21 protein-coding genes are annotated in these 21381 nt (G+C 55.0%); 11 read left to right on the forward strand and 10 right to left on the reverse strand.

Annotated features, from left to right (window positions below):
- Nucleotides 1-129: 129 nt before the first annotated feature.
- Nucleotides 130-1275, reverse strand: coding sequence for a zinc-dependent alcohol dehydrogenase (locus ACFFIY_RS13630; protein WP_354194750.1), 1146 nt, complete (start codon nucleotides 1273-1275; stop codon nucleotides 130-132).
- 246 nt (nucleotides 1276-1521) lie between these two features.
- Between ACFFIY_RS13630 and ACFFIY_RS13635 the strand changes: the two genes are divergently transcribed.
- The 3 genes from ACFFIY_RS13635 (at nucleotide 1522) to ACFFIY_RS13645 (ending at nucleotide 4542) form a co-directional block, all read left to right on the forward strand.
- A complete protein-coding gene (locus ACFFIY_RS13635; protein WP_354194752.1) occupies nucleotides 1522-2154 on the forward strand; it encodes a pentapeptide repeat-containing protein in 633 nt (210 codons plus the stop codon).
- A 364-nt stretch (nucleotides 2155-2518) separates the two neighbouring features.
- Nucleotides 2519-2986 carry a hypothetical protein gene (locus ACFFIY_RS13640; protein ID WP_354194845.1) on the forward strand — a complete coding sequence of 156 codons (468 nt, stop codon included), beginning with the start codon at nucleotides 2519-2521 and terminating at the stop codon, nucleotides 2984-2986.
- 158 nt (nucleotides 2987-3144) lie between these two features.
- Nucleotides 3145-4542 (forward strand): VanZ family protein, encoded by a 1398-nt coding sequence (locus ACFFIY_RS13645; protein WP_354194754.1) that lies wholly within the window; start codon nucleotides 3145-3147, stop codon nucleotides 4540-4542.
- A 53-nt stretch (nucleotides 4543-4595) separates the two neighbouring features.
- On the opposite strand, the gene ACFFIY_RS13650 is transcribed toward ACFFIY_RS13645, so the two are convergent.
- From ACFFIY_RS13650 to ACFFIY_RS13660, 3 genes are read right to left on the reverse strand one after another with little or no spacing between them, the layout of a single operon-like run.
- Nucleotides 4596-5081 (reverse strand): nucleoside deaminase, encoded by a 486-nt coding sequence (locus tag ACFFIY_RS13650; protein WP_354194756.1) that lies wholly within the window; start codon nucleotides 5079-5081, stop codon nucleotides 4596-4598.
- A gap of 41 nt (nucleotides 5082-5122) precedes the next feature.
- Nucleotides 5123-5716, reverse strand: a complete 594-nt coding sequence (locus ACFFIY_RS13655; protein ID WP_354194758.1) for a stage II sporulation protein M — start codon at nucleotides 5714-5716, stop codon at nucleotides 5123-5125.
- Nucleotides 5717-5728: 12 nt separating this feature from the next.
- Nucleotides 5729-6442, reverse strand: coding sequence for an MOSC domain-containing protein (locus tag ACFFIY_RS13660; RefSeq protein WP_376837307.1), 714 nt, complete (start codon nucleotides 6440-6442; stop codon nucleotides 5729-5731).
- 113 nt (nucleotides 6443-6555) lie between these two features.
- On the opposite strand from ACFFIY_RS13660, the gene ACFFIY_RS13665 reads away from it, so the two are divergent.
- Nucleotides 6556-7494, forward strand: a complete 939-nt coding sequence (locus tag ACFFIY_RS13665; protein WP_354194762.1) for an EamA family transporter — start codon at nucleotides 6556-6558, stop codon at nucleotides 7492-7494.
- Nucleotides 7495-8086: 592 nt separating this feature from the next.
- Here ACFFIY_RS13665 and ACFFIY_RS13670 read toward each other — a convergent pair.
- The 4 genes from ACFFIY_RS13670 to ACFFIY_RS13685 all read right to left on the reverse strand — a co-directional run bounded on the left by ACFFIY_RS13670 (nucleotide 8087) and on the right by ACFFIY_RS13685 (nucleotide 12622).
- Nucleotides 8087-9307, reverse strand: a complete 1221-nt coding sequence (locus ACFFIY_RS13670; RefSeq protein ID WP_354194764.1) for an MFS transporter — start codon at nucleotides 9305-9307, stop codon at nucleotides 8087-8089.
- Nucleotides 9308-9427: 120 nt separating this feature from the next.
- The gene (locus ACFFIY_RS13675) at nucleotides 9428-9682 is read right to left on the reverse strand and encodes a hypothetical protein (RefSeq protein ID WP_354194766.1); all 255 of its coding nucleotides are present in this window, start codon (nucleotides 9680-9682) and stop codon (nucleotides 9428-9430) included.
- 146 nt (nucleotides 9683-9828) lie between these two features.
- The gene (locus ACFFIY_RS13680; protein ID WP_354194768.1) at nucleotides 9829-11952 is read right to left on the reverse strand and encodes an MMPL family transporter; all 2124 of its coding nucleotides are present in this window, start codon (nucleotides 11950-11952) and stop codon (nucleotides 9829-9831) included.
- Nucleotides 11953-12124: 172 nt separating this feature from the next.
- Nucleotides 12125-12622: a CarD family transcriptional regulator gene (locus tag ACFFIY_RS13685; protein ID WP_354194770.1), complete on the reverse strand. Its 498-nt coding sequence runs from the start codon at nucleotides 12620-12622 to the stop codon at nucleotides 12125-12127.
- A 148-nt stretch (nucleotides 12623-12770) separates the two neighbouring features.
- On the opposite strand from ACFFIY_RS13685, the gene ACFFIY_RS13690 reads away from it, so the two are divergent.
- Nucleotides 12771-13214, forward strand: a complete 444-nt coding sequence (locus tag ACFFIY_RS13690; RefSeq protein ID WP_354194772.1) for a MarR family winged helix-turn-helix transcriptional regulator — start codon at nucleotides 12771-12773, stop codon at nucleotides 13212-13214.
- Between the two features lie 29 nt (nucleotides 13215-13243).
- Nucleotides 13244-13465 (forward strand): hypothetical protein, encoded by a 222-nt coding sequence (locus tag ACFFIY_RS13695; protein WP_354194774.1) that lies wholly within the window; start codon nucleotides 13244-13246, stop codon nucleotides 13463-13465.
- 174 nt (nucleotides 13466-13639) lie between these two features.
- Here ACFFIY_RS13695 and ACFFIY_RS13700 read toward each other — a convergent pair whose 3' ends face one another.
- A complete protein-coding gene (locus ACFFIY_RS13700; protein WP_040225409.1) occupies nucleotides 13640-13840 on the reverse strand; it encodes a cold-shock protein in 201 nt (66 codons plus the stop codon).
- Nucleotides 13841-14128: 288 nt separating this feature from the next.
- Between ACFFIY_RS13700 and ACFFIY_RS13705 the strand changes: the two genes are divergently transcribed.
- Complete coding sequence (locus tag ACFFIY_RS13705) at nucleotides 14129-14671, forward strand: NfeD family protein (RefSeq protein WP_354194776.1); 543 nt, start codon at nucleotides 14129-14131, stop codon at nucleotides 14669-14671.
- Nucleotides 14672-14739: 68 nt separating this feature from the next.
- On the forward strand, nucleotides 14740-16311 hold the full coding sequence (floT, locus tag ACFFIY_RS13710) for a flotillin lipid rafts scaffold protein FloT (RefSeq protein WP_354194777.1): 1572 nt from the start codon (nucleotides 14740-14742) through the stop codon (nucleotides 16309-16311).
- A 68-nt stretch (nucleotides 16312-16379) separates the two neighbouring features.
- Here the strand turns inward: floT and ACFFIY_RS13715 are convergent, their stop codons facing one another.
- Nucleotides 16380-17360 (reverse strand): EAL domain-containing protein, encoded by a 981-nt coding sequence (locus ACFFIY_RS13715; protein WP_354194778.1) that lies wholly within the window; start codon nucleotides 17358-17360, stop codon nucleotides 16380-16382.
- Nucleotides 17361-17697: 337 nt separating this feature from the next.
- Here ACFFIY_RS13715 and ACFFIY_RS13720 point away from each other — a divergent pair, with 337 nt between their 5' ends.
- The 3 genes from ACFFIY_RS13720 (at nucleotide 17698) to ACFFIY_RS13730 (ending at nucleotide 21290) form a co-directional block, all read left to right on the forward strand.
- Entirely contained in the window at nucleotides 17698-19143 is a 1446-nt protein-coding gene (locus ACFFIY_RS13720) for a hypothetical protein (RefSeq protein ID WP_354194779.1), read from the forward strand.
- Between the two features lie 175 nt (nucleotides 19144-19318).
- On the forward strand, nucleotides 19319-20017 hold the full coding sequence (locus ACFFIY_RS13725) for an ABC transporter ATP-binding protein (protein WP_354194780.1): 699 nt from the start codon (nucleotides 19319-19321) through the stop codon (nucleotides 20015-20017).
- Complete coding sequence (locus tag ACFFIY_RS13730; RefSeq protein ID WP_354194781.1) at nucleotides 20007-21290, forward strand: ABC transporter permease; 1284 nt, start codon at nucleotides 20007-20009, stop codon at nucleotides 21288-21290. Before ACFFIY_RS13725 ends, ACFFIY_RS13730 begins: the two co-directional genes overlap by 11 nt.
- Nucleotides 21291-21381 lie beyond the last annotated feature (91 nt).

The following is a 21381-nucleotide window of genomic DNA, read 5'->3' on the forward strand; positions in this document are numbered from 1 at the left end:
GGGCGAAAAAGATTCAGAAGGATAAGACAAGCCATGTCCGCGCGGCCGGGCGGAGACGCGCGGGCGCGAAAAAGCAGGCCGGGAAACGGACGTTTCCCGCCTGCTGTTTTCAGGTTTGATTTCCGGAGGTCACGGTTTCAGGATCACTTTCGTGCATTCGTCCCCGTGCTCGTAGAACGTTTTGTAGGCGATCGGCGCCTCTTCAAGCGGGACGATGTGGGAGATGATCTCGGTCGGGTCGATTTTGTGTTCGGTGATCATCTTGAACAGGTCGGGCATGAGGTGGGGGACCGGCGCCTGGCCTGTTTTGATCGTTACATTGCGCTCGAAGAACCGGCCGAGCGGGAATGCGTTGTACCAGAGGCCGTACACGCCGGTGAGCTGGACGGTGCCGAACCGGCGGACGGCGCGGTGGGCGGTCCGGATGGCACCGAGGGACCCGCCCTGCAGCTTCAGTTTCTGTTCGGCTTTCTCCACCGGCGTCTTGTCCCCGTCCATCCCGACGCAGTCGATGACGACGTCCGCGCCGCCGTTTGTCAGGTGGTGCAGATAATCGCCCGTTTCCCGGGCATCTTTGAACGGGACCGTCTCGACGCGGTTCATCCGGCGCGCCTTCTCCAGCCGGTACGGCACGCTGTCGACCGCGATCACCCGCTCGGCGCCCATCATCCACGCGAACTTCTGGGTCATGAGCCCGATCGGACCGCTGCCGAGCACGACGACGCTGTCACCTTTCTTCACACCGGAGTGGAGCACGCTCCAGTAGGCGGTCGGCAGCACGTCCGACATGAACAGCACCGCCTCATCCGGCACTTCCGCTGATTCCGGGATCACGAACGGCAGGAAGTTCCCGAACGGTACGCGCAAGTATTCGGCCTGGCCGCCCGGATGGTTGCCGAACATTTCCGTGTAGCCGAAATAGCCGCCGAAATCGGTGTGCGGCGTCGGGTTGGAATCAGGATGCTCACACTGGCTTTCCATGTCATGCGTACAGTACCAGCAGTCGCCGCACGCCACGTTGAACGGGATGACGACCCGGTCGCCCTTTTTCACCTTCGTCACGGCCTTCCCGGTCTCGACGACAATGCCCATCGGCTCATGGCCGATCACATAGCCGTGGCGGGTCGGGATGGACCCGAGGTAAATGTGCAGGTCGGATCCGCAGATGGCGGTCGAAGTGACGCGGATGATGATGTCATCGTCTTTCTCGATCTTCGGCGCAGGAACATTTTTCACCTGGATGTCTTTCGTGCCCTGGAACGTAACGGCTCTCATTCGGATTCCTCCTTTGGGTGTCTCCTCTATGGATTGCCGTTCGGGGAGGGGAGTAAACGCGGGGGATGCGGTCGGGCGGGGGACAAGGTATACTGGAAGGACGAAAAAACTTTTGAACGGAAGAGGGGGAGAGCCGATGATCTTCGGAATGGACAGCATCCCGGGGTGGTTTTACGTCATGGCGATCTGCGTCGTCCTCCTGTTCGTCTTCCTCGCCGAGTGGTGGACGAGATGACGGGGAAAATGATGAAGATCCAGCAGCCGAAAATCGGGAAGGCGCTGCCCGGTGCGGACTGGGAAGAAGCGTTCGATTTAGATGAAGGGACCGTCCATTCGGTGTGCATCGAAGGCGGAACGGCCTTCTCGGACGGCGGCAGGGTCCGCCTCGACGGCGCCGAATTCAGGAAAGTCGACTTCCGCGGATTCGAAGCGCCCGGCTCGGAAGTGCTCGACTCCGTGTTCGACGGCTGCGACCTGTCCAACGCCGACTTCTCGCGCTCCTCGCTGCACCGTTGCGTGTTCCGGCGGGTGAAGCTCACCGGCGCCGTCTTCAGCGAATCGTCGCTGCGCGACGTCCGATTCGAACACTGCGCCGGCCGGTACGCCAGCTTTAATTTCTCCAAGATCGAGCGCGTGAGGTTCGACGACAACGAACTCGCCTCCGCCGATTTCGTCGGCTGCGAACTCAAAGGCGTGGAATTCGGAAAGAACCAGCTCGACGACGCCAGCTTCCTCGACACCGACCTTGCCGGCATCGACCTTACCCGGGCCGAATACGCCAACCTCACCGTCAGCCCCCAGCTCCTTGCCGGCTGCCGCGTGACCCGCGACCAGGCCGTCGGATTCGCGAGAACGTTCGGACTGGAGATTGAAGAGTGAGGCCGAATAAGGATTGCGTCTCACTCGGGAGCCGTGGCGTCTCACTCGCGCGGCATTGCGTCTCACTCAGGAGCCTTAGCGACACACTCGGACCTGATAGCGTCTCACTCGCGGAAAACCGAGGATAAAGATAACGCTTTGCCTGATAAAGATAACGCTCCACCGGATATAGATAACGTTTCTCTCAGTAAAGATAACGCTCTATCAGGGAGCCGCGTTCGAGCGGATAAAAGCAACGCTTGGGCGGATAATGATAACGCTTTGCCCAATAAAGATAACGCTCCACCGGATAAAGATAACGTTTCTCCCGATAAAGATCACGTTCCCGCACATGCAATCAGAACAGGAAAAGGAAGGTGCACGCATGCTCAGTTTTGCAGAAAAAGAGGCCATCATTGGAAAGTTTCCGGAGCTCACCCGCAAGGAAGTGTCGATGGGCCGTGTGAACTACCACTTCGACGAGTCGCTCCATGAGAAGAAGATCGTTGTCCGACACCTCCACGAAAACGGCAACGGCTTCGTGTACGTCGGCAAGCTGCCGGAGTACGAAGCCGACAAAAAAGGCTTCATTAACATCCGCGATTTCTCCGCCGAAGAACTTGAGCAGGTGATTGCCGATGCGATCGCTTACCTCTCGACCGACCCGGCAGGCGAGCCGGTGAATGAACAATGGAAAAACCGTGAAGGCACCGTGCTTCACCTGAAAGAGGAAAACGGCTACTTCAATCTGTATTACGGCGACAACTTGGAAGAGGGCTTCGGCTCGGCCAAGGAAGCGCATGTCTATCTGCTGGACGAAGGCTTCCGTCCGCATGGAGGCTCAAAGAACTGATGGACGGCAAGAAATTCCTGCTCGTCTTCATGACAATCTTCATTCTCGTCATCATCGGTGTCCTGCTTTCGTTCTGGGTGTTCTACAAGGTGGATCAATAACTGGCACAGCCGCCCCGGGAAGGAGGGGCGGCTGCTTTTGGGTCGGGGGGAAAAGAAATGCGTCTACAAGAAATCCTCGGATTGGTGAGAGATAATTTTTACTTGGCGCTGTTTGCGGTCTCAGCAATCGCCGTCCTCTTTGCGCTGCTTTACTTGATCGGCCGCAAGACGTTTCTTAAAGGATGGAGCCCCCTGTCACTGGGACGGCTGTTCGTGCTCGCCGCATTCACCGGCTACCTGATCATGGTGGCGGGCGTCACCCTATTCAACAGGGGGCCGGGCTATCAAGCCGGCGTCGACTTGTCTCTGTTCTCGACTTACCGTGAGGCGTGGCATCTCTTCAGCGTCCGGCACTGGCAATTCATTTACCTGAACATCCTCATGCTCGTCCCGTTCGGCGCCCTGCTGCCGCTGCTTCATCCGCGGTTCAGAAAAGCGGCGTGGACGATCGGGCTGGCGGCCTTGCTCACGCTGTCGATCGAGACCATCCAGCTGATCACCGGCTACGGCAACTTTGTGGCCGACGACCTGTTCAATAATCTCCTCGGCGCGATCATCGGCTACGGTCTCACGATGGGCTTCATCCGTCTGAAGGAAAAAGGAGTCAAGCGGGCGCTGATTTTCTTTTCGCCGCTGCTGACCGTGGTGGTTCTGTCCGCCGGCCTGTTCGGCTATTATGAAATGAAGGAACTTGGGAATCTGTCCATCGTCCCCGCGCACCGGGCGGATTTGAAACAGGCCGCGGTCTCGGCGGACGTTGATATGAATAAAACCGGCGGGACAGCCCCGGTCTACAGTGCACCCGTCCTTACAAAGAAAACGGCCGATGAGTTCGCCCGTGACTTTTTCAAGCGTCTTGGCAAAAATCCGGCCGAAATCGAAGACCTTTCCTACCCCGAGGAAGGCCTGTATAGGGTGCAGGGGGAGCCGGCCTACCAGCTGTCGGTCCGGTTTCGCGACGGCAACTTCAGCCTGACGGACTTTTCGCAGCTGGATGACGGCATGGAGCCGATGGATACGGATGAAGAAACAGTAAGGGAGAGCCTGTCACAGTTCGGAGTCGAGATTCCCCGGGACGCCGAATTTCGGCAGACCGGTCCGGGAACGTACGAATGGGCAGTGAATCAGCAGGAACGCGGAGACCGGATGACGGATGGCACGCTGGCCGCCGTGTATTACAATGACGGCACGGTGAAGGAACTCGACAACCGACTCATCACCTATAGGAAGGTGAAGGAGGTCGGGCTGAAAAGTGAACACTCCGCTTATCAAGAGCTTCTGAAGGGGAAGTTCCTGACGCTTCCGGGGAACCAAAAGATCGGCACGCTCCAGGTCCACGACGTCAAACTGACTTATTCACTCGACTCCAAAGGCTACTACCAGCCGGTCTATGCCTTCCGCTGCACGCTCGACGGGGAAGACACGACGCTGTTGATTCCGGCGATGGCCCAATAAAAAGACTTCGCGTGGGACAATTCTAGTCCGGCATGCGAAGTCTTTTACTAATTTCAGTTCCCCGTGTGAAGCCGGCGGTGCAGCTCGCGCACTTCTTCAGCAATCTCCGGAACAGGACCGTCCACCTCGGTGTCGCGGATCACTTCCAGGATCGGAAGGCTGCGAACGCGGGACTGCGACGGATCCATTCCCATTTCACCGAGCCACTGCGACAGCTGTTCCGACGAACTGGCGTAGACGATCCGCCCGAGGCCGACCCAGCCGTGGGCGGCCGCGCACATCGGGCAATGCTCTCCGGACGTATAGACCGTCGCCGCTTTTCTTTCCTCCGGTGTCAGATTCCCGGCCGCCCAGCGCGCCAGGGCAAATTCGGGATGCTGCGTGTGATCCCCGCCCGCCACATGATTGTGGTCCTCCATGAGCACCTCGCCGTCGGCTGAAACGAGAATGGAACCGAACGGCTCATCGCCTTTCTCCAAAGCTTCTGCTGCCAGCTCCACGCATCGACGCAGATGTTTCAGGTCTGTTTCGTTGATCATCTGGATCCTCCTTCGATTTTCCTATTGGTTAAAAACGCTCGTTAAAACAAATCAAATATTAGATCAGCAATATATGTTTCCAGGAATGCCGCCACAATAATGAGCGGTAAAACAAGAACAACGAAAGATTTTGCCGTGTCTAATATACTTTCGAACAGAGGCACTTCCGTCTTCTCTCTCTTAAATATAGTTTTGATTTGCATCCGCATATTCTGGTTTAAACTGTACAACACTGCAGCGAATAAACAATAAGCAAAAACCTCAAATAGGTAATGAGGAAGCGTAGCGAAAATGAGTCCATAACCCTCTTCGATATGCAGCGCAACGCCAAATAGGATACCGGGAAGAGCAACTGTTGAGATTAAATTCAAGAGAAATAGAAAAGGTATTGGTATCAAAGCCAACACAAACATTTGCAGCGGCACGATAAAACCGTTATTGAAAATAAAGGCCCAGACTTTCCCCATTCCAGACGATTCGCTTATTTGCTTGGATACCCCACTTCCGATTCCGGCAGTTACTTCGTTAATGTTTGGGTTAATTACATAAGTGATCACCATCATCACGACTGAGATTGTAATGGATAGAAACAAAAAATTAATAGATCTTTTTATTACGCTTTTTTCTAGCGGCATACTGTAACCACCTCACTCCTGATTCGGCCCATACACCCGCTTTTCTACCGAGGATTCATGCCCTTGGAGGCGTTTCACCAGTGTGTGTTTCCAGTTTGCGGCGAGGAGGTCGCAGGAGGCGAGAGCGGCGGTGCGTTCCCGGTCTTCTTTGTCCCGGTACATGACGTCATTGCATTCGGCAATCGTCCACCGGGGATACGGGCGTTCGATCAGTTCCAGATGGAGGCCCGATTGGATGGAGCCTTCCTCCAACACGCGGAAGTACCAGCCGGTCAGTCCGGTATTCTGGATCCTCAGCGAGAAGTCGAGGACTCGGAACCGTCTCGCCGGCTTCCAGCAAGGCCTTCTCGGCTGGGAAACCTGAATCAGCGCATTGCCGAGCCGGTAGGTGTCACCGATGCAGACGGTGGTTTCGTCCATGTCGGTGACGGACAGGTTTTCGCCCATGGCACCTGCGCCGATGGAGTCGAGCTCCAGGTCTTCTTTCCAGTGGTCGTAATGCCGGAGCGGGTAGCAGAACAGTGCCTTTTCCGGCCCGCCGTGGTTTTTCGTGTCGGCCACCTGGTCACCGGACAATCCGGTTTTGGTGAGTGTAAGCGGAAGTTCCTTCTCCGTCTTGAAAATCGCGCTTTCCCATTTCCTGTCCATCGGGCGCTTGGCGTCCGGGTCGCCCATCGTCTTCACTTTTCCTGTAAATGTTTTGTAGACAAACGGTTGATTCATCATTGCACCTGCCAAATCCATCATATTTTCAGCGTCCGGCGGGCATCCATGTCTTCCGGACAACCATTCTTTCCGTTAATATAATAGTAACAGATAAATCAGACGGGGAAATGCCTATGAAACCAAAAAACAGAACGGCGGGCCTGTTGCTCGTCATGTCGGGGGCCATCTTCTGGGGCGTCGGCGGGACCGTTTCCCAGAAACTGTTCCAGCAATACGGCATCGGGGTGAACTGGCTCGTGTCGACCCGGCTGCTCATCGCCGGCATCCTTCTGCTCGCCGTCCAGTTCCTCTGGAAGGATCGTGCGCAAATCCTGGACGTCTGGCGGAACAAGACGACCGCTTTCCGCCTCGTCCTGTTCGGTCTGCTCGGCATGCTGGCGGTCCAGTATACATACATGGCGTCCATCGACCACGGCAATGCGGCGGTCGCGACGCTCCTGCAATACTTGGCGCCGGTTATGATCATCGTCTATACCGTTTTGCGGAAACAGGCGGTTCTGAGCGGCCGGGACATCGGGACGGTCATCTTGGCACTCGGCGGCTGTTTCCTCCTGCTGACGAACGGTTCGCTCGCCGGGCTGTCCGTCCCGATGCCGGCTGTCATCTGGGGCATCCTGTCGGGCGTAGCGCTCGCGTTTTATACACTTTATGCCGTCCCGCTTCTGGCCCGGTTTGATTCCCTCGTTATCGTCGGCTGGGCGATGACGATCGGCGGGGCGGCGCTGAGCTTCATTCATCCGCCGTGGAAAGTAGATCTGGAAGGGCTGCCGCCTGAAGCATATGGCTACCTGATCTTCGTTATCCTCTTCGGGACGATGCTGGCCTTCTGGTTTTACATCGAAAGCCTCCAGAGCCTGGCACCGAAAGAAACGAGTCTCCTCGGCAGCCTGGAGCCGCTTGCCGCCGTGCTCACGACGGTGTTCTGGCTCGGGGAACCATTCGGCTTCTTCCAATGGCTCGGGACGGGCTGCCTCATCGGCATGATCCTGATGCTGGCACTGACCAAAAGTCGGAGGGAGCCTGCCGAGGCGAAGCAGGAAGTGGATTTCTAACGTGTTTATCCGGGGCGGGAGAAAGGTAAAAGGGGATAAAGGGGAGGATTCCATGAGGGAGACGAAAAAGCGCAACCGGCTGTTGTTGCTGTTTGCATCCGGAATGGCGGTCGGGATGTTTGTATTGCCAAAAATGATCGGTTTCTTCTGATAGGAACAGGCGGCTGCTCCGAAATGGGAGCAGCCGCGTTTCAATATTCTTTTCGTAATATCCTCGTAATGCCACTTTACCCTTTATCATTACTGTTAGATAAACTAATGCGAAAATAAACATTAAGTTCTTCATAGATCTCTCGCCTCCATTTTAACTATTGTATGGTGCTTTAACTAATCAGGAAAAGGGAGTCGAGGGAGAGGTGTTTTTATTGAGGAAAAGTAGCGTGTTTTGGTTGGTTATGTTGGCAATCATCGTTGCGGGAGTATCTTTCTTAGTAGCTAATAATGAAAGTTCCGTAAATGAGCCTTCCAAAGAAAGTATAGCCGAAAAAGTATCACATTCATCGGACCCGGTGGGGAGTTTATATGGCCTTGGGAATGAGCAAAAAACAAGCGCAGAAGAGAAGAATGAGATTCAGTGCCGCCGGGCAAAAACTCAGTTAAGTTCCCTCACTCTCCTATTCGACAACCCGAGAAGGGAGGCGGCGAAAATGACAAGGCCGGCAAGGCTCATGGACCAGGAGACCCCCATCTTCTCGAGCAGGAAGCCGAATAGAGCATAGCTGAGGGGCAGAAGCGCAAGGCCGCCGAACATTTCAAAACTGACGACGCGGCCAAGCAGCTTCTCATCGATCAATTCCTGGGTGACGCTATCCCAAATGATGATAAACGCTGTGAGACAGAAACCGATTCCACTGAGTAGCAGGAGGGTCAGCCAAAGAGCGGGCTTTAATGACAGGCACAGGACAAATACGCCGGATAGCCCGATAAACAAGTAGTAAAGCAGCCCTCTGTTTGATAGTTTGTTGATCTTTCCGATCACGACTGCACAGACCAAGGCTCCGATGGCCATCGAACTTAGAAATAGTCCATATGTCCGGACACCTTCGAAAGCGGATGCTGCATATACCGGCAGGATGATCACATCGAATGCCGCGATTCCGACATTCGATACGGAACCGATCAAAATGCTAGCCCCGAGCCACCCCCTCTTCCTGACGGTTCTCCATCCTTCCATAAAGTCATCAAGAAAATTATCGCTGCGGCCGTTTTCCTCCTCATCGGGGACAACGGTCCGAACCGCCACGAGAGTAACCAACAATGCGGACAGAAGGAATGTCACCGCGTTGATCGCATAAGCCACATACAAACCGATGCTTGCGGCCAAAAACCCACCTATTGCAGGACCAATCATTTCATTTACTTGCTGGGAAATCGATCTTAATGAATTGGCCGAAATGAGCTGGGTCTTCTCAACAATCAACGGAGTGATGCCTCTCACTGCAGGTCTATAAAATGTGCCGATCAAACCGATGATGCCTGTCAGTAAGTAAACATGGATTAACCGGAGTTCCTCAACGACCAGCAGGATGGCGACGCTGAATACCAGCAAGCTTCTGATCAAGTCCGCGATCATCATGATCCTTTTCTTGGGCCATCGATCAACGAATACGCCGCTGGCCAGGAGAAAAACAAGTTGAGGAATGATGAAAATGGATTGCGCCAAACTAAGTTCCACTGCTCCTACGCCGGCATGGAAGACCAGGAAGGGCAGGCAGGTCGTATAAACAGCAAGACCGAACATCGAAATGCTTTGACCCGTCCAAAGAAAAAGAAAAGAGCGATTAGAGAGAAGGGAAGCATCCCCCTTTTCCATTTATTCAACCTCCTGTTACGACGAAACGAGGGCGCGGGAAGTGTCCTCGTGTTTTGATTAAATAGATTTGTTAACACTTTTCAGAAGGAGAAAAGGCTAGACGCCCCAAACTCTGGGGGCCTATTGTTTAGACTTCTCTTCCTTTTTCCATTTGGTGTACATATAGACCACATCACCAACCACAATAAAAGTAGCTACAAGCGGCAACCACACTTTAATATAGACATTGTCGAAATCACGATTGCCTTCCACCCCTGTTGCAACTGAGATAACCCAGTACAAAAACGCAAGGGAGAAAGCACCGCCCCAAATAGAACGAATAAACTTGTCTTTGGTATCCAGGTCTCGGTACCGGATTTTGAAATCCCCCTTCACACCACCACCTCCACAATTATTTTACCATATTTTCAGAAAACTCCAACGAGGTGCGAATCATCTTATGCCGTTCAAAACAGCCTCCAAAACCAGTGCTGGTTCGGAGGCTGTTTGTGTGTCTGAATCTTCTTCATGTCATTTTCTTCTCAGTGCCAATTTCCGCCTCGATACGGCCCTTTCCTGAACGGCAGCCACCAGTTCCATTTCCCGAACAGCTTCATGAGGCTCGGGACGAGGAGGAGGCGGATGATCGTGGCGTCGATGGCGACAGCGATTGCGATGCCGACGCCGATCTGCTTGACCGGCATGACGTCGGTGAAGGCGAATGCGCCGGTCAGGACGATCATGATGAGCGCCGCGGAGGTGATGATCTTGCTCGTTGCGGCAAGCCCTTCTACGGTGGCGCGGTCGTTGTCGAAGTCCTTCGTGTATTCCTCCTGGATGCGCGAGATGAGGAACACTTCGTAGTCCATGCTGAGTCCGAACACGAGGCTGAAGACGAGCACCGGGATGATGAGCGCGATCGTGCCCGCTTCAAGCCCGAAGTGGCCCCACTGGAAGATGTAGACGAGCGCGCCGAATGCAGCCGACAACCCGATGATGTTCATGAGGATCGCCTTCAGCGGGATGAGCACGGAGCGGAAGGCGATCATGAGGATGATGAACGTCGAGACGACGATCAGGGCGAGCACCCAGCCGATCTTGTCCCAGATTTCATCGAAAATCTCCTGGTTGAACTTCGGATAGCCGCCGACGGACAGGTTCCATCCCGTGTCTTTTTCCGCCCAGTTGCGTGCCCAGTCCTGGGCTTCTGCGGTGGCGCCGTCTGGCTTGAGCGACACCGGGATGAGAAGGGAATCGCCGTCCGTGAAGGCGTCCAGGAGCGGCTCGAGCGCTCCCGCGGCCTGCGGGGACTGCGCGGCCAGCATCCATTCGTCGGCACCGCCGATGTCGCCTTCCGTGAAGATCGTTGTGACGCCATCCGTCCGCGGATCGTCCAGCAGGGCGTCCTGGATTTTTTCAATCTCCCGGATGCCGTTTTCGCCATCCCAGCCGCCGTCGCGTTCTGCGATGAGATAGGCGTTGGAGTTGTTGAGGCCGAACTCGTCCTCGATCTTCTCGAAGGCCAGCCGGGAATCGTTCGTTTTCGGCAATGAATCCATTTCCGGGATGGTGAGTTCCATGTCCTTCACCGGGATCACGAAGATGCCGAGCACGAGGACGGCGCCGATCGTCACAAGCACCGGCCGACGGATGACCCGTTCGGCGAACTTCCGCCAGCCGGTCGCCCCGTTTTCCTTCACTTTGATGACAGTCCACTTGTTCAGCCGGTCACCGAGCACGAGGAGAACCGACGGCAGCAGCGTGAGCGAAGTCAGGACGGCGAGCGCGACGAGGATCATGCCGCCAAGCCCGATGTTCTGGAAGATTTCGATCCGGATGATGAACATGGCGCCGAGTCCGATGAACACGCAGAACGCCGAGAACAGCACCGATCGCCCGGCGGTCAGGATGGTCGTCCGGACTGCATCCTCGACCGGCTGTTTTCTCCGCTCTTCGCGGTACCGGTTGATAAAGAGGAGCGAGAAGTCGATGGAGAGGGCGAGCCCGAGCATCGGGACGATGTTCATGATGAAGATCGACAGGTCCACCGAGCCGCCGAGGATCGTCAGGATGCCGAACGTCGTCAGCACGGTCGCAATCGCGACAAAGAACGGCACGAGCGCCGCGACGACCGAACCGAATGCGAGCAGGAGGACGATAAGCGCAATCGGCAGCCCGATCGCCTCCGCCTTGATCAAGTCACGCTGGCTTGCCTTGTTGATGTCTTCTGTGATCGCGGATCCGCCTGTGAGCGTCGTGCCGCTTTCCTTCACCGCATCGCGGATGTCGGCCACCGCGGCCGGCATATCCGCTTCATCGTCAAACTGGAGCATCGCATAAGACAGTTCATCCGAATGGAGCGCATCATCATCAAGCGGGGAGACGATGTTCTCGGTGATGCCGAGCGTTTCCACCCGGTCCAGCTCCTGCCCGACCGACTCGTCGGACAGTCCGTCAAAAACGAGGAACAGCGTCTCCGCCGGCATGCCGAACTCATCGGCCACCCGTTCCATCACCTGTTCATGCTCGCCGTCCATCCGGAACCCGTCGCCTTCAAGGACACCGGGCAGCTTCACGGCCTGGAACGCCATGAATCCCGCGAGGAGAATCCAAAGAGCAATGATCCACTTTGGAAAGCGGATCACAAAGTTTGCCAAACTGCGCACGGCACGTCTTCCTTTCCCTGCAAGTAATTGAATCTTTCTATCATCAGTTTACAGGACGAAAGGCGGGGTGTCGTGCGGGAGGGGGGTGAAAGTCGATAGTTGAAAAGCAGCACCCCGTGATGCCGGAAAAAAGGAAAAGAGGATGGCCATCGCCATCCTCTTCTTCACTCATTTAAACCCCTTGTCCCGCCAGAATCTGGTCATTGATCCGATCGCCGACTTCCTCTGCCGTCATGTCGAGCGCCAAGGCGATCTCGTGGAACAGCAGATTCTGGATCGTGGCGAGGGTTTTGCGGTCTTGGTCATACATTTTCTGGTCGGTTGTCAGCTGCTGGGTGATGAGGGCGTTCGCAACTTGTGCGATCTCTTTGCGGCTGCCCGTCCGCACAAGGATGTCATAGGCCCGGCCACGCTGTCTCGTGTCCTGGATCCATTCGATTCCCGGCTGGCCGAACAGTGCCATCAGTTCCTCGGCTTCCTTCCGGCTCATCACCTTCGTGATCTTCTGTTTTTTCCCGTCCGCGGGCGTGCTGATCTTCAGCGACGGTTCATCGAGCGGGTGCAGCAGGTAATACGTCCGTGTCTGGCCAAATAAGTCTTTCTCGCAAATGTCCGTGATCTTGCAGAGTCCATGTTTCGCATAGACGACGACATCTCCAATCTCAAACATCCGCAAGGCCTCCTTCCGGTTGAAACGTCAACCTGGTTTACATACATTATACGCAACTTTCCCATTTTGGTCAACTTGGTTGACAAACGAGCCGGGGCTTGCCATGATTAACACGAAATTCACGGGAACCGGAGAGGAAGAACAACACATGGACAAGCGCCAACCACGATTGATCGATCTGCTGGGGGAGCGGTATGCACAGCTCCGCCGGGCAGCGGAGGAGCGCTGGGAAGAAAGGTCGGACATGGAGATTTCAAGTTCCGAGTGGTTCATCATCGGCCGTATCGGACAGCAGCAACCGACCATCACGGAAGTTGCCCGGCAGGCCGGCATCACACGGCAGGCCGCCCATAAACTCATCAAAAAACTTTTGGAAAAAGAACTCGTCGAAGTGAGCGCCGACGAGGGGAATAAAAAAGCGAAACGTGTCCGGCTGACCGGATTCGGGATGGCTTGTCTCGAACAGAATGAGCGGCTGAAAGCAGAACTTGAACGGGAACTGGAAGAAGTGCTCGGCACCGGCCGGCTTGAAGAGCTGAAAGTGATACTCGCCAAAGATTGGGGAATGGATAAAGAAGAGGCCGGAGAATAAACATTTGTCCGGCGGGAGGGAGGGATTGCGTGCCAAAGCTGTCTGTGACCGAATGGATCTTGCTTGGAATCGGGCTCATCATCCTGATCGCCTCATTCTTTGACCGCAGCCTGTTCCGCTATATGTTCCTGGCGTTTGCGCTCGCCTTCGTCTACCGGGCTGCGCGGCCGAAGGAAGGAGAGAAGCGGTCGTGGAATATCCTGATCGTCTTGATTTTGCTGGCGGGGTTCGTGTTGGCAGCGCCTTTTTGAGCCGGAATGCCGGGTGCCGGGGGCAGGAGGGTAATGGGCGGATACAATCAACGTTCCGGCGAATACAATCAACGTTCCGCGAATACAATCAACGTTCCAACCGTTCCGCGATCCCATTGCATGAAAAAACGCCGTCTCCCGGAGGAGGCGGCGTTTTGTTGTCGTTATCTGAAATTAGATTTTTACGACGTTCGCAGCTTGAAGACCGCGTGGGCCTTCTTCGATTTCGAACTCAACTTCTTGACCTTCATCAAGGGACTTGAAACCGTCTTGCTGGATAGCGGAGAAGTGTACGAATACATCGTCGCCATCTTCGCGTTCGATGAAGCCGAAGCCCTTTTCTGCGTTAAACCATTTTACTTTACCTTGTTCCATGTTAATTTCCTCCTTGCGTGCTTGTGGCACACGTGTGTTACTATCCTTGCTCAAGTCCTGATCAGTCAAGATGAAACCGAGTCCATCCGAACGTCACGCCGAACAAAAATAATTCATTATCATCATAACAGCTCTGGGAAATTCGTGCAAGCCTTTTGCCGCATCTTCAAGAAGACAGACCTCTGTCTTCGAAAGATTCTGTGCTCCCGATAAAATTTTCCGAACTTTTGAAACCCTGGGCACCACTTACCCGTATACCTAGTTAAGCAGACGGCGGAGGTGGGGGAAATGGAAGTGTTCGGGCTGCCGGTGACCCAGCTGTATTTGATCGTGCTCGTGGTCGCCGGCCTGGCAACGGTGCTGTACCTGTTTTTCGGAGACGTGGCGGACGGCGCGGGAGAAGCGCTGCCGTTCGTCAATCCTGCGGTGATCCTCGCGTTCCTGACGTTCCTGTCGGCGGGCGGGTTCATCCTGGAGAAGACGACCGGCATGGGAAGCGGCGTCATCCTGGCGATTTCGGCAGCCGGGTCGGCGGTTTTATCGTTCCTTCTTTATTTCTTCGTGCTGCTGCCGCTCCGGTCTGCGGAAGCCTCGACCGCCTACACTGATGAGTCGCTGCTCGGCGAGGTCGGACGGGTGATCGTGCCGGTGCCGGCGGACGGGTTCGGCGAAGTCGTCATCGAGACGGTGAATGGCCTCATCCCGAAGCGGGCGTCCGGCTACGGGAACTCGGAGATCGCCTACGGCAAGGAAGTGCTCATCCTGGAAATCGAGGACGGGGCGCTGATCGTGAAGGAATACGAACCGTTCCGCTTTCCGGACGCAAAGTGAGCCGCCGCCCGTCTCGTCTTTGTCCAGTCGCCCAAGCCAGTTACATCTAATAAAAGGGGGAAACAATTATGGTATGGATTGCAGTCGGCATTGCGGCGTTCGTGCTGCTCGCCATCATCGGCGTCTACGTGACGCGCTACCGGACGGCCGGTCCGGACGAAGCACTCATCGTCACGGGGAGCTACCTCGGGACGAAGAACGTGCACACGGACGGTTCCGGCAATAAAATCAAGATTATCCGCGGCGGCGGAACATTCGTCCTCCCGGTGTTCCAGCAGGCGGCACCGCTCAGCCTGCTTTCGAGCAAGCTCGAAGTGACGACGCCGGAAGTGTATACCGAGCAGGGTGTTCCGGTCATGGCGGACGGCACCGCCATCATCAAGATCGGCGGCTCGATCACCGAAATCGCGACCGCCGCCGAGCAGTTCCTCGGCAAGGCGAAGGAAGACCGCGAAAACGAGGCGAAGGAAGTGCTGGAAGGCCACCTCCGCTCGATCCTCGGGTCGATGACCGTTGAAGAAATCTACAAGAACCGTGACAAGTTTTCCCAGGAAGTGCAGCGCGTCGCTTCGCACGACCTTGCGAAGATGGGCCTCGTCATCGTCTCGTTCACGATCAAGGACGTCCGCGACAAGAACGGCTACCTCGACTCGCTCGGGAAGCCGCGGATCGCCCAGGTGAAGCGCGACGCCGACATCGCGACGGCGGAAGCGGAAAAAGAGACGCGCATCAAGCGCGCTGAAGCCGACAAAAATGCCATGCAGGCGGAACTTGCGCGCGCCACGGAAATCGCAGAATCGGAAAAGGACAACCAGCTGAAGGTCGCCGAATACCGGCGCGAGCAGGACGTCGCGAAAGCGCGTGCCGACCAGGCTTACGAGCTGGAATCGGCCCGTGCCAAGCAGGAAGTGACCGAGCAGGAGATGCAGGTCCGCATCATTGAGCGTCAGAAACAGATCGAACTCGAAGAGAAGGAAATTCAGCGCCGCGAGCGCCAGTATGATTCGGAAGTGAAGAAGAAGGCGGACGCCGACCGGTATGCGGTGGAACAGAATGCGGCTGCGGAAAAAGCGAAGCAGCTCGCCGAGGCGGACGCCGAGAAGTACCGCATCGAGGCCCGTGCAAAAGCCGATGCCGAAAAAGTCCGGCTCGACGGAACGGCCAAGGCCGAATCCGAGCGGGCGCAGGGTGAGGCCGAAGCGGACGTCATCCGCCTGAAGGGCCTCGCCGAAGCCGAAGCGAAGCGAAAGATCGCGGAAGCGTTCGAGCAGTACGGCCAGGCTGCGGTCCTCGACATGATCGTCCGCATGATGCCGGAATACGCGAAGAACGTTGCGGCACCGCTCAGCAATATCGACAAGCTCACCGTCGTCGACACGGGCAGCGGCGAAGGCGGCGGCGCGAACCGCGTCACCGGCTACGCCACCAGCCTCATGACCGGACTCCAGGAATCGCTCAAAGCCTCGTCCGGCATCGACGTGAAGGAAATGCTCGAAAACTACTCGGGCAAGCACAACCTCCGTCCCAGCCTCGATGACATCGCATTTGAAATGAAGGAAAAGCGGGAGAAAGAAAGCCCGAAAGCCGCACAGCCGGAAGACGAATCACCGGCGGGTGATATCGAGACCGTGGAAGTTTAATGGAAAAGAAAGCCGGAGACCGTCCTGTGATGCAGGTGCGGTCTCCGGCTTTTATTTGGATGGATATCCTAACCGGCAATCGGCCGCGGCTTCCCGAACAGATAGCCCTGGAACAGCTCGAATCCGGCATCTTTCAGCCAGCGGAACTCCGCTTCATCCTCGATGCCCTCGGCGAGGGGGACGCCGCCGGTGGACCGGGTCGCTTCAAGCACATCAAGTGCGACTATCTGCTTTTGGGGGTCGAGATGGACACCGGTGACATATTGCCTGTCGAGTTTCGTGTAGTACGGCTTCAGCTCCCTGATCGTCTCGACCGTGTTGAATCCGGCACCGATATCATCGAGCGCATAGCGGAATCCGCGTTCCCTGTAGAAGTCGAGAATTCGCTTCAGGTGGCCGAGGTCATTCACTTGCTCGGTTTCGACCACTTCAAATACGAAGCGGGAGGGATCGATGCCAAGTTCCCGTGCAATCCGGACAGTTGTCTGGAGGCAATGCTCCGGTGAATAAATCGACGTCGGGATGAAGTTGATGAACACCCGGCTGCCGACTTTCCCTGCCTGACGGACCGCATGGATCCGGCAGACCCGGTCGAGCGCATAAAGCCGGTTGCGGGTCTTCGCTGCTTCAAAAACAGGAAACGGGGCGAGCAGTTCCCCCTGTTCATCCTGAAAACGTGCCAGCATCTCATAAGCGTGGAGATTTTCGTTGCCGTCCACAATCGGTTGGATATGAAAGTGGACGGCCTCCCGGTCGATGACTCCGTCGATCCACTGGGCATCCAACAGTGAGGTGGCCTCGCCGATCGGACGCCACTCTTCCCCGCCGATCCGGAAGCGGATAGGTGCAGTGTCCATATGCTGGTCCATATAGTCGAGGAGCCCCTTCATTGCGGCTTCCCGTACGGTGAGCCGGCTGCCTTCCTCGCGGACGAGCAGACCGGCTTCGTTCAAATAGCGGCGGATGGACGGGAGGTGCCTTTCGTTGCCGGGTGTTGAAAACTCGATTTCAAATTCAATTGCCTGGGGCTTGCAGATGTTGCAGAACATGGGAACCACCTTGCTTTCGGCTTGTCCGGCGCGAAGGCCGGCGGTATCAGTATGAATAGTCGTCTGGCAGTTGCAAGATTGATCTATCTTTCTATCTATCATTATATTCCAGAAGCCGGCAGGAGGCACGTTTGAGACGGGGCGGACGCAGAGGATCAATCCGATTTTTATAGCTTCGTAGTTTTGGTTGGAGTTTAAACCACCCGTCTCCATGCTTTTGGTGTTCTTGGTAACCTTACCTGGAAAACAGATGTCAGCTAAGTGAATTTCCCTTAATTAGACCGAATACGCTATGAATAGTGAGTTAATTTGGGGGAGAGTGATTAATATTGGAAGGGTGAAAGTATATTGGATACTTGCTTCAATTTTAATGGCGTTAAGTCTAGTGTATTCAAATACTATTAAAGCGACCTTGGATAAAGGTGCTGAAATCTCTCTTAGAGAAGCAATTAATCTCGGATTGAGAAAAGCAAGGAAATGGAATGAGGATGCGTATTTAATCAGCGCGACGAGTGTGGACGAAACGATGGGGGGAACAAGGGGGACTGAAGGAAAGCGATACAAATGGACTTTGTGTTTTGAATCCTCCAGCTCCGATCAACAATTATTTGTGGGGATTTCTAAAGGGGAAATAAGTGGAACACAAGAGGGCAGGGGTCCGAGCTTCGGGAAAGTAAATTTAGGAGATATTAAATTTGACAGTCCTTATTTGTTGGAAATCGCAAAAGAACAATATAATTTGCAAAAAGGGGTGGATTGGGCAACAGGGTACCATTTTACGCTTGATAACGAAAGCGGAAACCCAACGGTCACTGTTTTGGGAAATGATCCGGATGGGCTATTTGCCAGAGTAAGTTTTGATGCGAGGAACGGAGAAATATCGGATGCCCTACACAAAGTTCCGAAAGGAGGCGGAATCATCAAAGCCGATTTGGACACCGGAGAATTCAAAGTGTTGAAAAAGGCCATGGCTATTAACGGGATAACGACCGAGGGAAATCAGTGGGCTGTTTGGGGTGATGAAAAGCCCCGGCAATTTAATCTATCTGTGCAGCCTTTTTCTGTATTCAGCAAGGATGGCGGGAGGAATTGGAGCTCAATCAATGTTGCGAAAGAAAAAGTATTAACTAAATGGATTTTGGATAATGAGCTATACGTTGCGACTGAATCAGGTCTTTGGCACATGAATACATTTGAAAATAAGATTAAAAAAGATATGCCAATAAAAATTGAGGAAGTCGCCTACTCAACAAATAACAACATCGCAGTGTTATCAAATAATCATTTTTATAAATATATAAGTAAACATGGGAAATGGATCACTGTCGGTAAACCAAAATATGATGAACTCCTCGCCTTGAAAATTTCCGAGGGAGGGGCAGTCGGTCTCTTGACGAATAACGGGGAGGTTTTAATAGAAAATGATGATGAATGGATTAGCCTTGAACTGCCTCAAGGTTTAGAAACCCCATCATACATGGAGTTGATTGGAGATCACTTATTTCTTCTTTCAGATTATACATTGTGGGTTCAAAACCTTAAATATGGCAAGTGGGATAAAATACAAACTGATTATGAATTCAATAAGCTGATTAATAAAGGAAATAACTTATTTGGTGTTTACGGGAATGAAGTGATTTATCTAATTAAACCCCGGGATGATGAGTGGGAAGTGAAGGTGCTTCTTGAAGTAGGTCATGGCATCATTACGGATATTGAACTCAGTAAAAATCACTTATTAATTGCCACCCTACCAGATTATCATTGGGCAAAGATGAATTAATGGCATGCCGTCCGTAAACTTAACATTCACAACGATTTGCTTAACATTCAAAGGCCTTTGCTTAACATTCACCGGTTTTGAACATTATCTTAAGAATTTCTTCATTTTCCCCCTCGCTTTTCCTTCAGATTTCCCTTCTATACTGAAGTCAGCACTCATTATTGGAGGAATGAACATGATCGAAGTGAAAGGGCTGGCCCATTCGTTCCGGGTCGGCAAGAAGGGGAAGGAGACGGAAGTGCCGGTCCTCAAGGGGCTGACCCTCCAGGCGGCGGACGGGGAGATCGTGTCGATCGTCGGGCGGAGCGGTTCCGGGAAATCGACGCTGCTTCATATACTCGCGGGGTTCCTGCAGCCTGACCGGGGCCAGGTGCTCGTGGACGGCACGGATCTGACGGCGATGAACGAAGCGCAGCGGGCGGCGTACCGGCTGGATCATTTCGGATTCGTGTTCCAGAACTTTCAGCTCATGCCGGGCCTGACGGCATTTGAAAACGTCGAGCTGCCGCTCACGCTGAAGGGAGTTCCGGCCACCGAGCGCAGGCGGAAGGTGGAAGAGCTTCTCGAAAGCACCGGACTGAGCGACATCCGGAGCCATTATCCGAACGAATTGTCCGGCGGCCAGCAGCAACGGGTCGGCATCGCCCGGGCGCTGATCACCGAGCCGCCGATCATCTTCGCGGACGAGCCGACCGGCAGCCTGGACTCCGAGACGGAGCAGGACATCCTGCTGCTCATCCAGTCGCTCAACCGCACGTACGGCATTACGTTCGTCATCATCACGCATGATGATGAAGTCGCCGCGATCGCGGACCGGACGTACCGGATGCATGACGGCGAACTCGCGGAAGGGGGCCTCCGCCATGTCATTTAAAGATCAGATCGCCTTCGTCCGCCAGCACATCCGCCGCAACCGGCTGCGTGTGTTCATGACGGTGCTCGCCGCCACGATGGGCACGGCGTTCCTGATTGTCCTCGCGTCGGTCGGGTTCGGCCTGCACAAGACGATCAAAGACGAAGTCCTGTCCAATCAGATGATCACACAGGTGGAAGTGTACAGCGAGGAACTGACGGACGCCAAAACAGATGCAATGAAGGAAATGGATCACGTGAAGTCGGTCGTCCACCGCAAACAGCTGTCCCCGACCGCGTTCGCAGAACTGGATGGCTATACGGCCGGGCTCAATGCCTACTTCACTGATTTTAGCGAAGAGGAGACCTCGGGCTTCAAGCTGGCGGAAGGACGCTTCCCGGAAAATCCGGGCGAAATCGTTGTCGGCTCCGGGTTCGCAGAGCAGCTGAGCGACGAAAAGGCGACCGTGAAGGAAGGCGAGGAGCTGCCGACCTACAAGGAAGCACTGCTCGGAAAGACGGTCACATTCCGGTTTGATCCGCTTGAAGAAGGTGCGGTGTCGGAGGAGTGGCCGCTCAAGATCGTCGGCATCAAGGAAGCCCCCGGCAAAGACTGGGCATTTGACGGCTATCTGTACATGGACAACCGGCTGATGCCCGAGATGGAAAAGGGCTTTGCCGCCGTTTCCCCGGAGCCGGAGGAAGGCGTGGAAGCAGAGCCGTTCACTTATCCGCAGGTGAACGTGTACGTCGACAAGCTGGAAAACGTCAAGGGTGTCACTACTGCTTTGAAGGATGACGGCTATTCGGTCTACTCGGTATCAGAGGAGATCGAGCAGCTCGACGTCTTCTTCCTGGCACTCAAGGCGGGCCTCGTCTTTGTCGGCACGATCGCCATCCTGATCGCCTCGATCGGCATCTTCAACACGATGACGATGGCGGTCACGGAACGCACGCGGGAAATCGGCGTCATGAAGGCGCTCGGTGCAGGGCCGAAGCTCATCCAGCGGCTCTTCCTCATGGAAAGCGCCTGGATCGGAATTGTCGGGACCGCGATCGCGGTCGTCATCTCCTACGGTGTGAGCTTTGCCGCAAATGCCGTGCTGCCGGTCATCGTGACGGCGGCCCTCGGGGAAGACGGCGCCGACCTCGGCGTGACGTTCTCCGTCATCCCGTGGCAGCTCGTCCTCATCGCATCGGCCATCAGCCTCGGCGTCGCCATGATCTCCGGCTGGCGCCCGGCAAGAAAAGCGACGAAGACGGACGTGATCGGCGCGCTCCGGCATGAACTTTAATGGGACGTATGAAGGAGGGGCTTCGGCTCCTCTTTTTTGGGAATTGGCCCCTGCCACCGCACCGCACGCCCCTCTATTGTATCCCCGGCGG

Origin of the sequence: Bhargavaea ullalensis (genome assembly GCF_042432615.1) — a bacterium.
Lineage (GTDB): Bacteria > Bacillota > Bacilli > Bacillales_A > Planococcaceae > Bhargavaea > Bhargavaea ullalensis.

Bases quoted from the DNA above. Each gene is read 5' to 3' on its own strand.
- ACFFIY_RS13630 (WP_354194750.1), bottom strand. From the start codon at position 1,275: ATGAGAGCCGTTACGTTCCAGGGCACGAAAGACATCCAGGTGAAAAAT.
- ACFFIY_RS13685 (WP_354194770.1), bottom strand. From the start codon at position 12,622: ATGTTTGAGATTGGAGATGTCGTCGTCTATGCGAAACATGGACTCTGC.
- ACFFIY_RS13660 (WP_376837307.1), bottom strand. From the start codon at position 6,442: ATGATGAATCAACCGTTTGTCTACAAAACATTTACAGGAAAAGTGAAG.
- ACFFIY_RS13715 (WP_354194778.1), bottom strand. From the start codon at position 17,360: ATGTTCTGCAACATCTGCAAGCCCCAGGCAATTGAATTTGAAATCGAG.
- ACFFIY_RS13670 (WP_354194764.1), bottom strand. From the start codon at position 9,307: ATGGAAAAGGGGGATGCTTCCCTTCTCTCTAATCGCTCTTTTCTTTTT.
- ACFFIY_RS13635 (WP_354194752.1), top strand. From the start codon at position 1,522: ATGAAGATCCAGCAGCCGAAAATCGGGAAGGCGCTGCCCGGTGCGGAC.
- ACFFIY_RS13655 (WP_354194758.1), bottom strand. From the start codon at position 5,716: ATGCCGCTAGAAAAAAGCGTAATAAAAAGATCTATTAATTTTTTGTTT.
- ACFFIY_RS13730 (WP_354194781.1), top strand. From the start codon at position 20,007: ATGTCATTTAAAGATCAGATCGCCTTCGTCCGCCAGCACATCCGCCGC.
- ACFFIY_RS13725 (WP_354194780.1), top strand. From the start codon at position 19,319: ATGATCGAAGTGAAAGGGCTGGCCCATTCGTTCCGGGTCGGCAAGAAG.
- floT (WP_354194777.1), top strand. From the start codon at position 14,740: ATGGTATGGATTGCAGTCGGCATTGCGGCGTTCGTGCTGCTCGCCATC.
- ACFFIY_RS13700 (WP_040225409.1), bottom strand. From the start codon at position 13,840: ATGGAACAAGGTAAAGTAAAATGGTTTAACGCAGAAAAGGGCTTCGGC.
- ACFFIY_RS13705 (WP_354194776.1), top strand. From the start codon at position 14,129: ATGGAAGTGTTCGGGCTGCCGGTGACCCAGCTGTATTTGATCGTGCTC.
- ACFFIY_RS13650 (WP_354194756.1), bottom strand. From the start codon at position 5,081: ATGATCAACGAAACAGACCTGAAACATCTGCGTCGATGCGTGGAGCTG.
- ACFFIY_RS13645 (WP_354194754.1), top strand. From the start codon at position 3,145: ATGCGTCTACAAGAAATCCTCGGATTGGTGAGAGATAATTTTTACTTG.
- ACFFIY_RS13665 (WP_354194762.1), top strand. From the start codon at position 6,556: ATGAAACCAAAAAACAGAACGGCGGGCCTGTTGCTCGTCATGTCGGGG.
- ACFFIY_RS13640 (WP_354194845.1), top strand. From the start codon at position 2,519: ATGCTCAGTTTTGCAGAAAAAGAGGCCATCATTGGAAAGTTTCCGGAG.
- ACFFIY_RS13690 (WP_354194772.1), top strand. From the start codon at position 12,771: ATGGACAAGCGCCAACCACGATTGATCGATCTGCTGGGGGAGCGGTAT.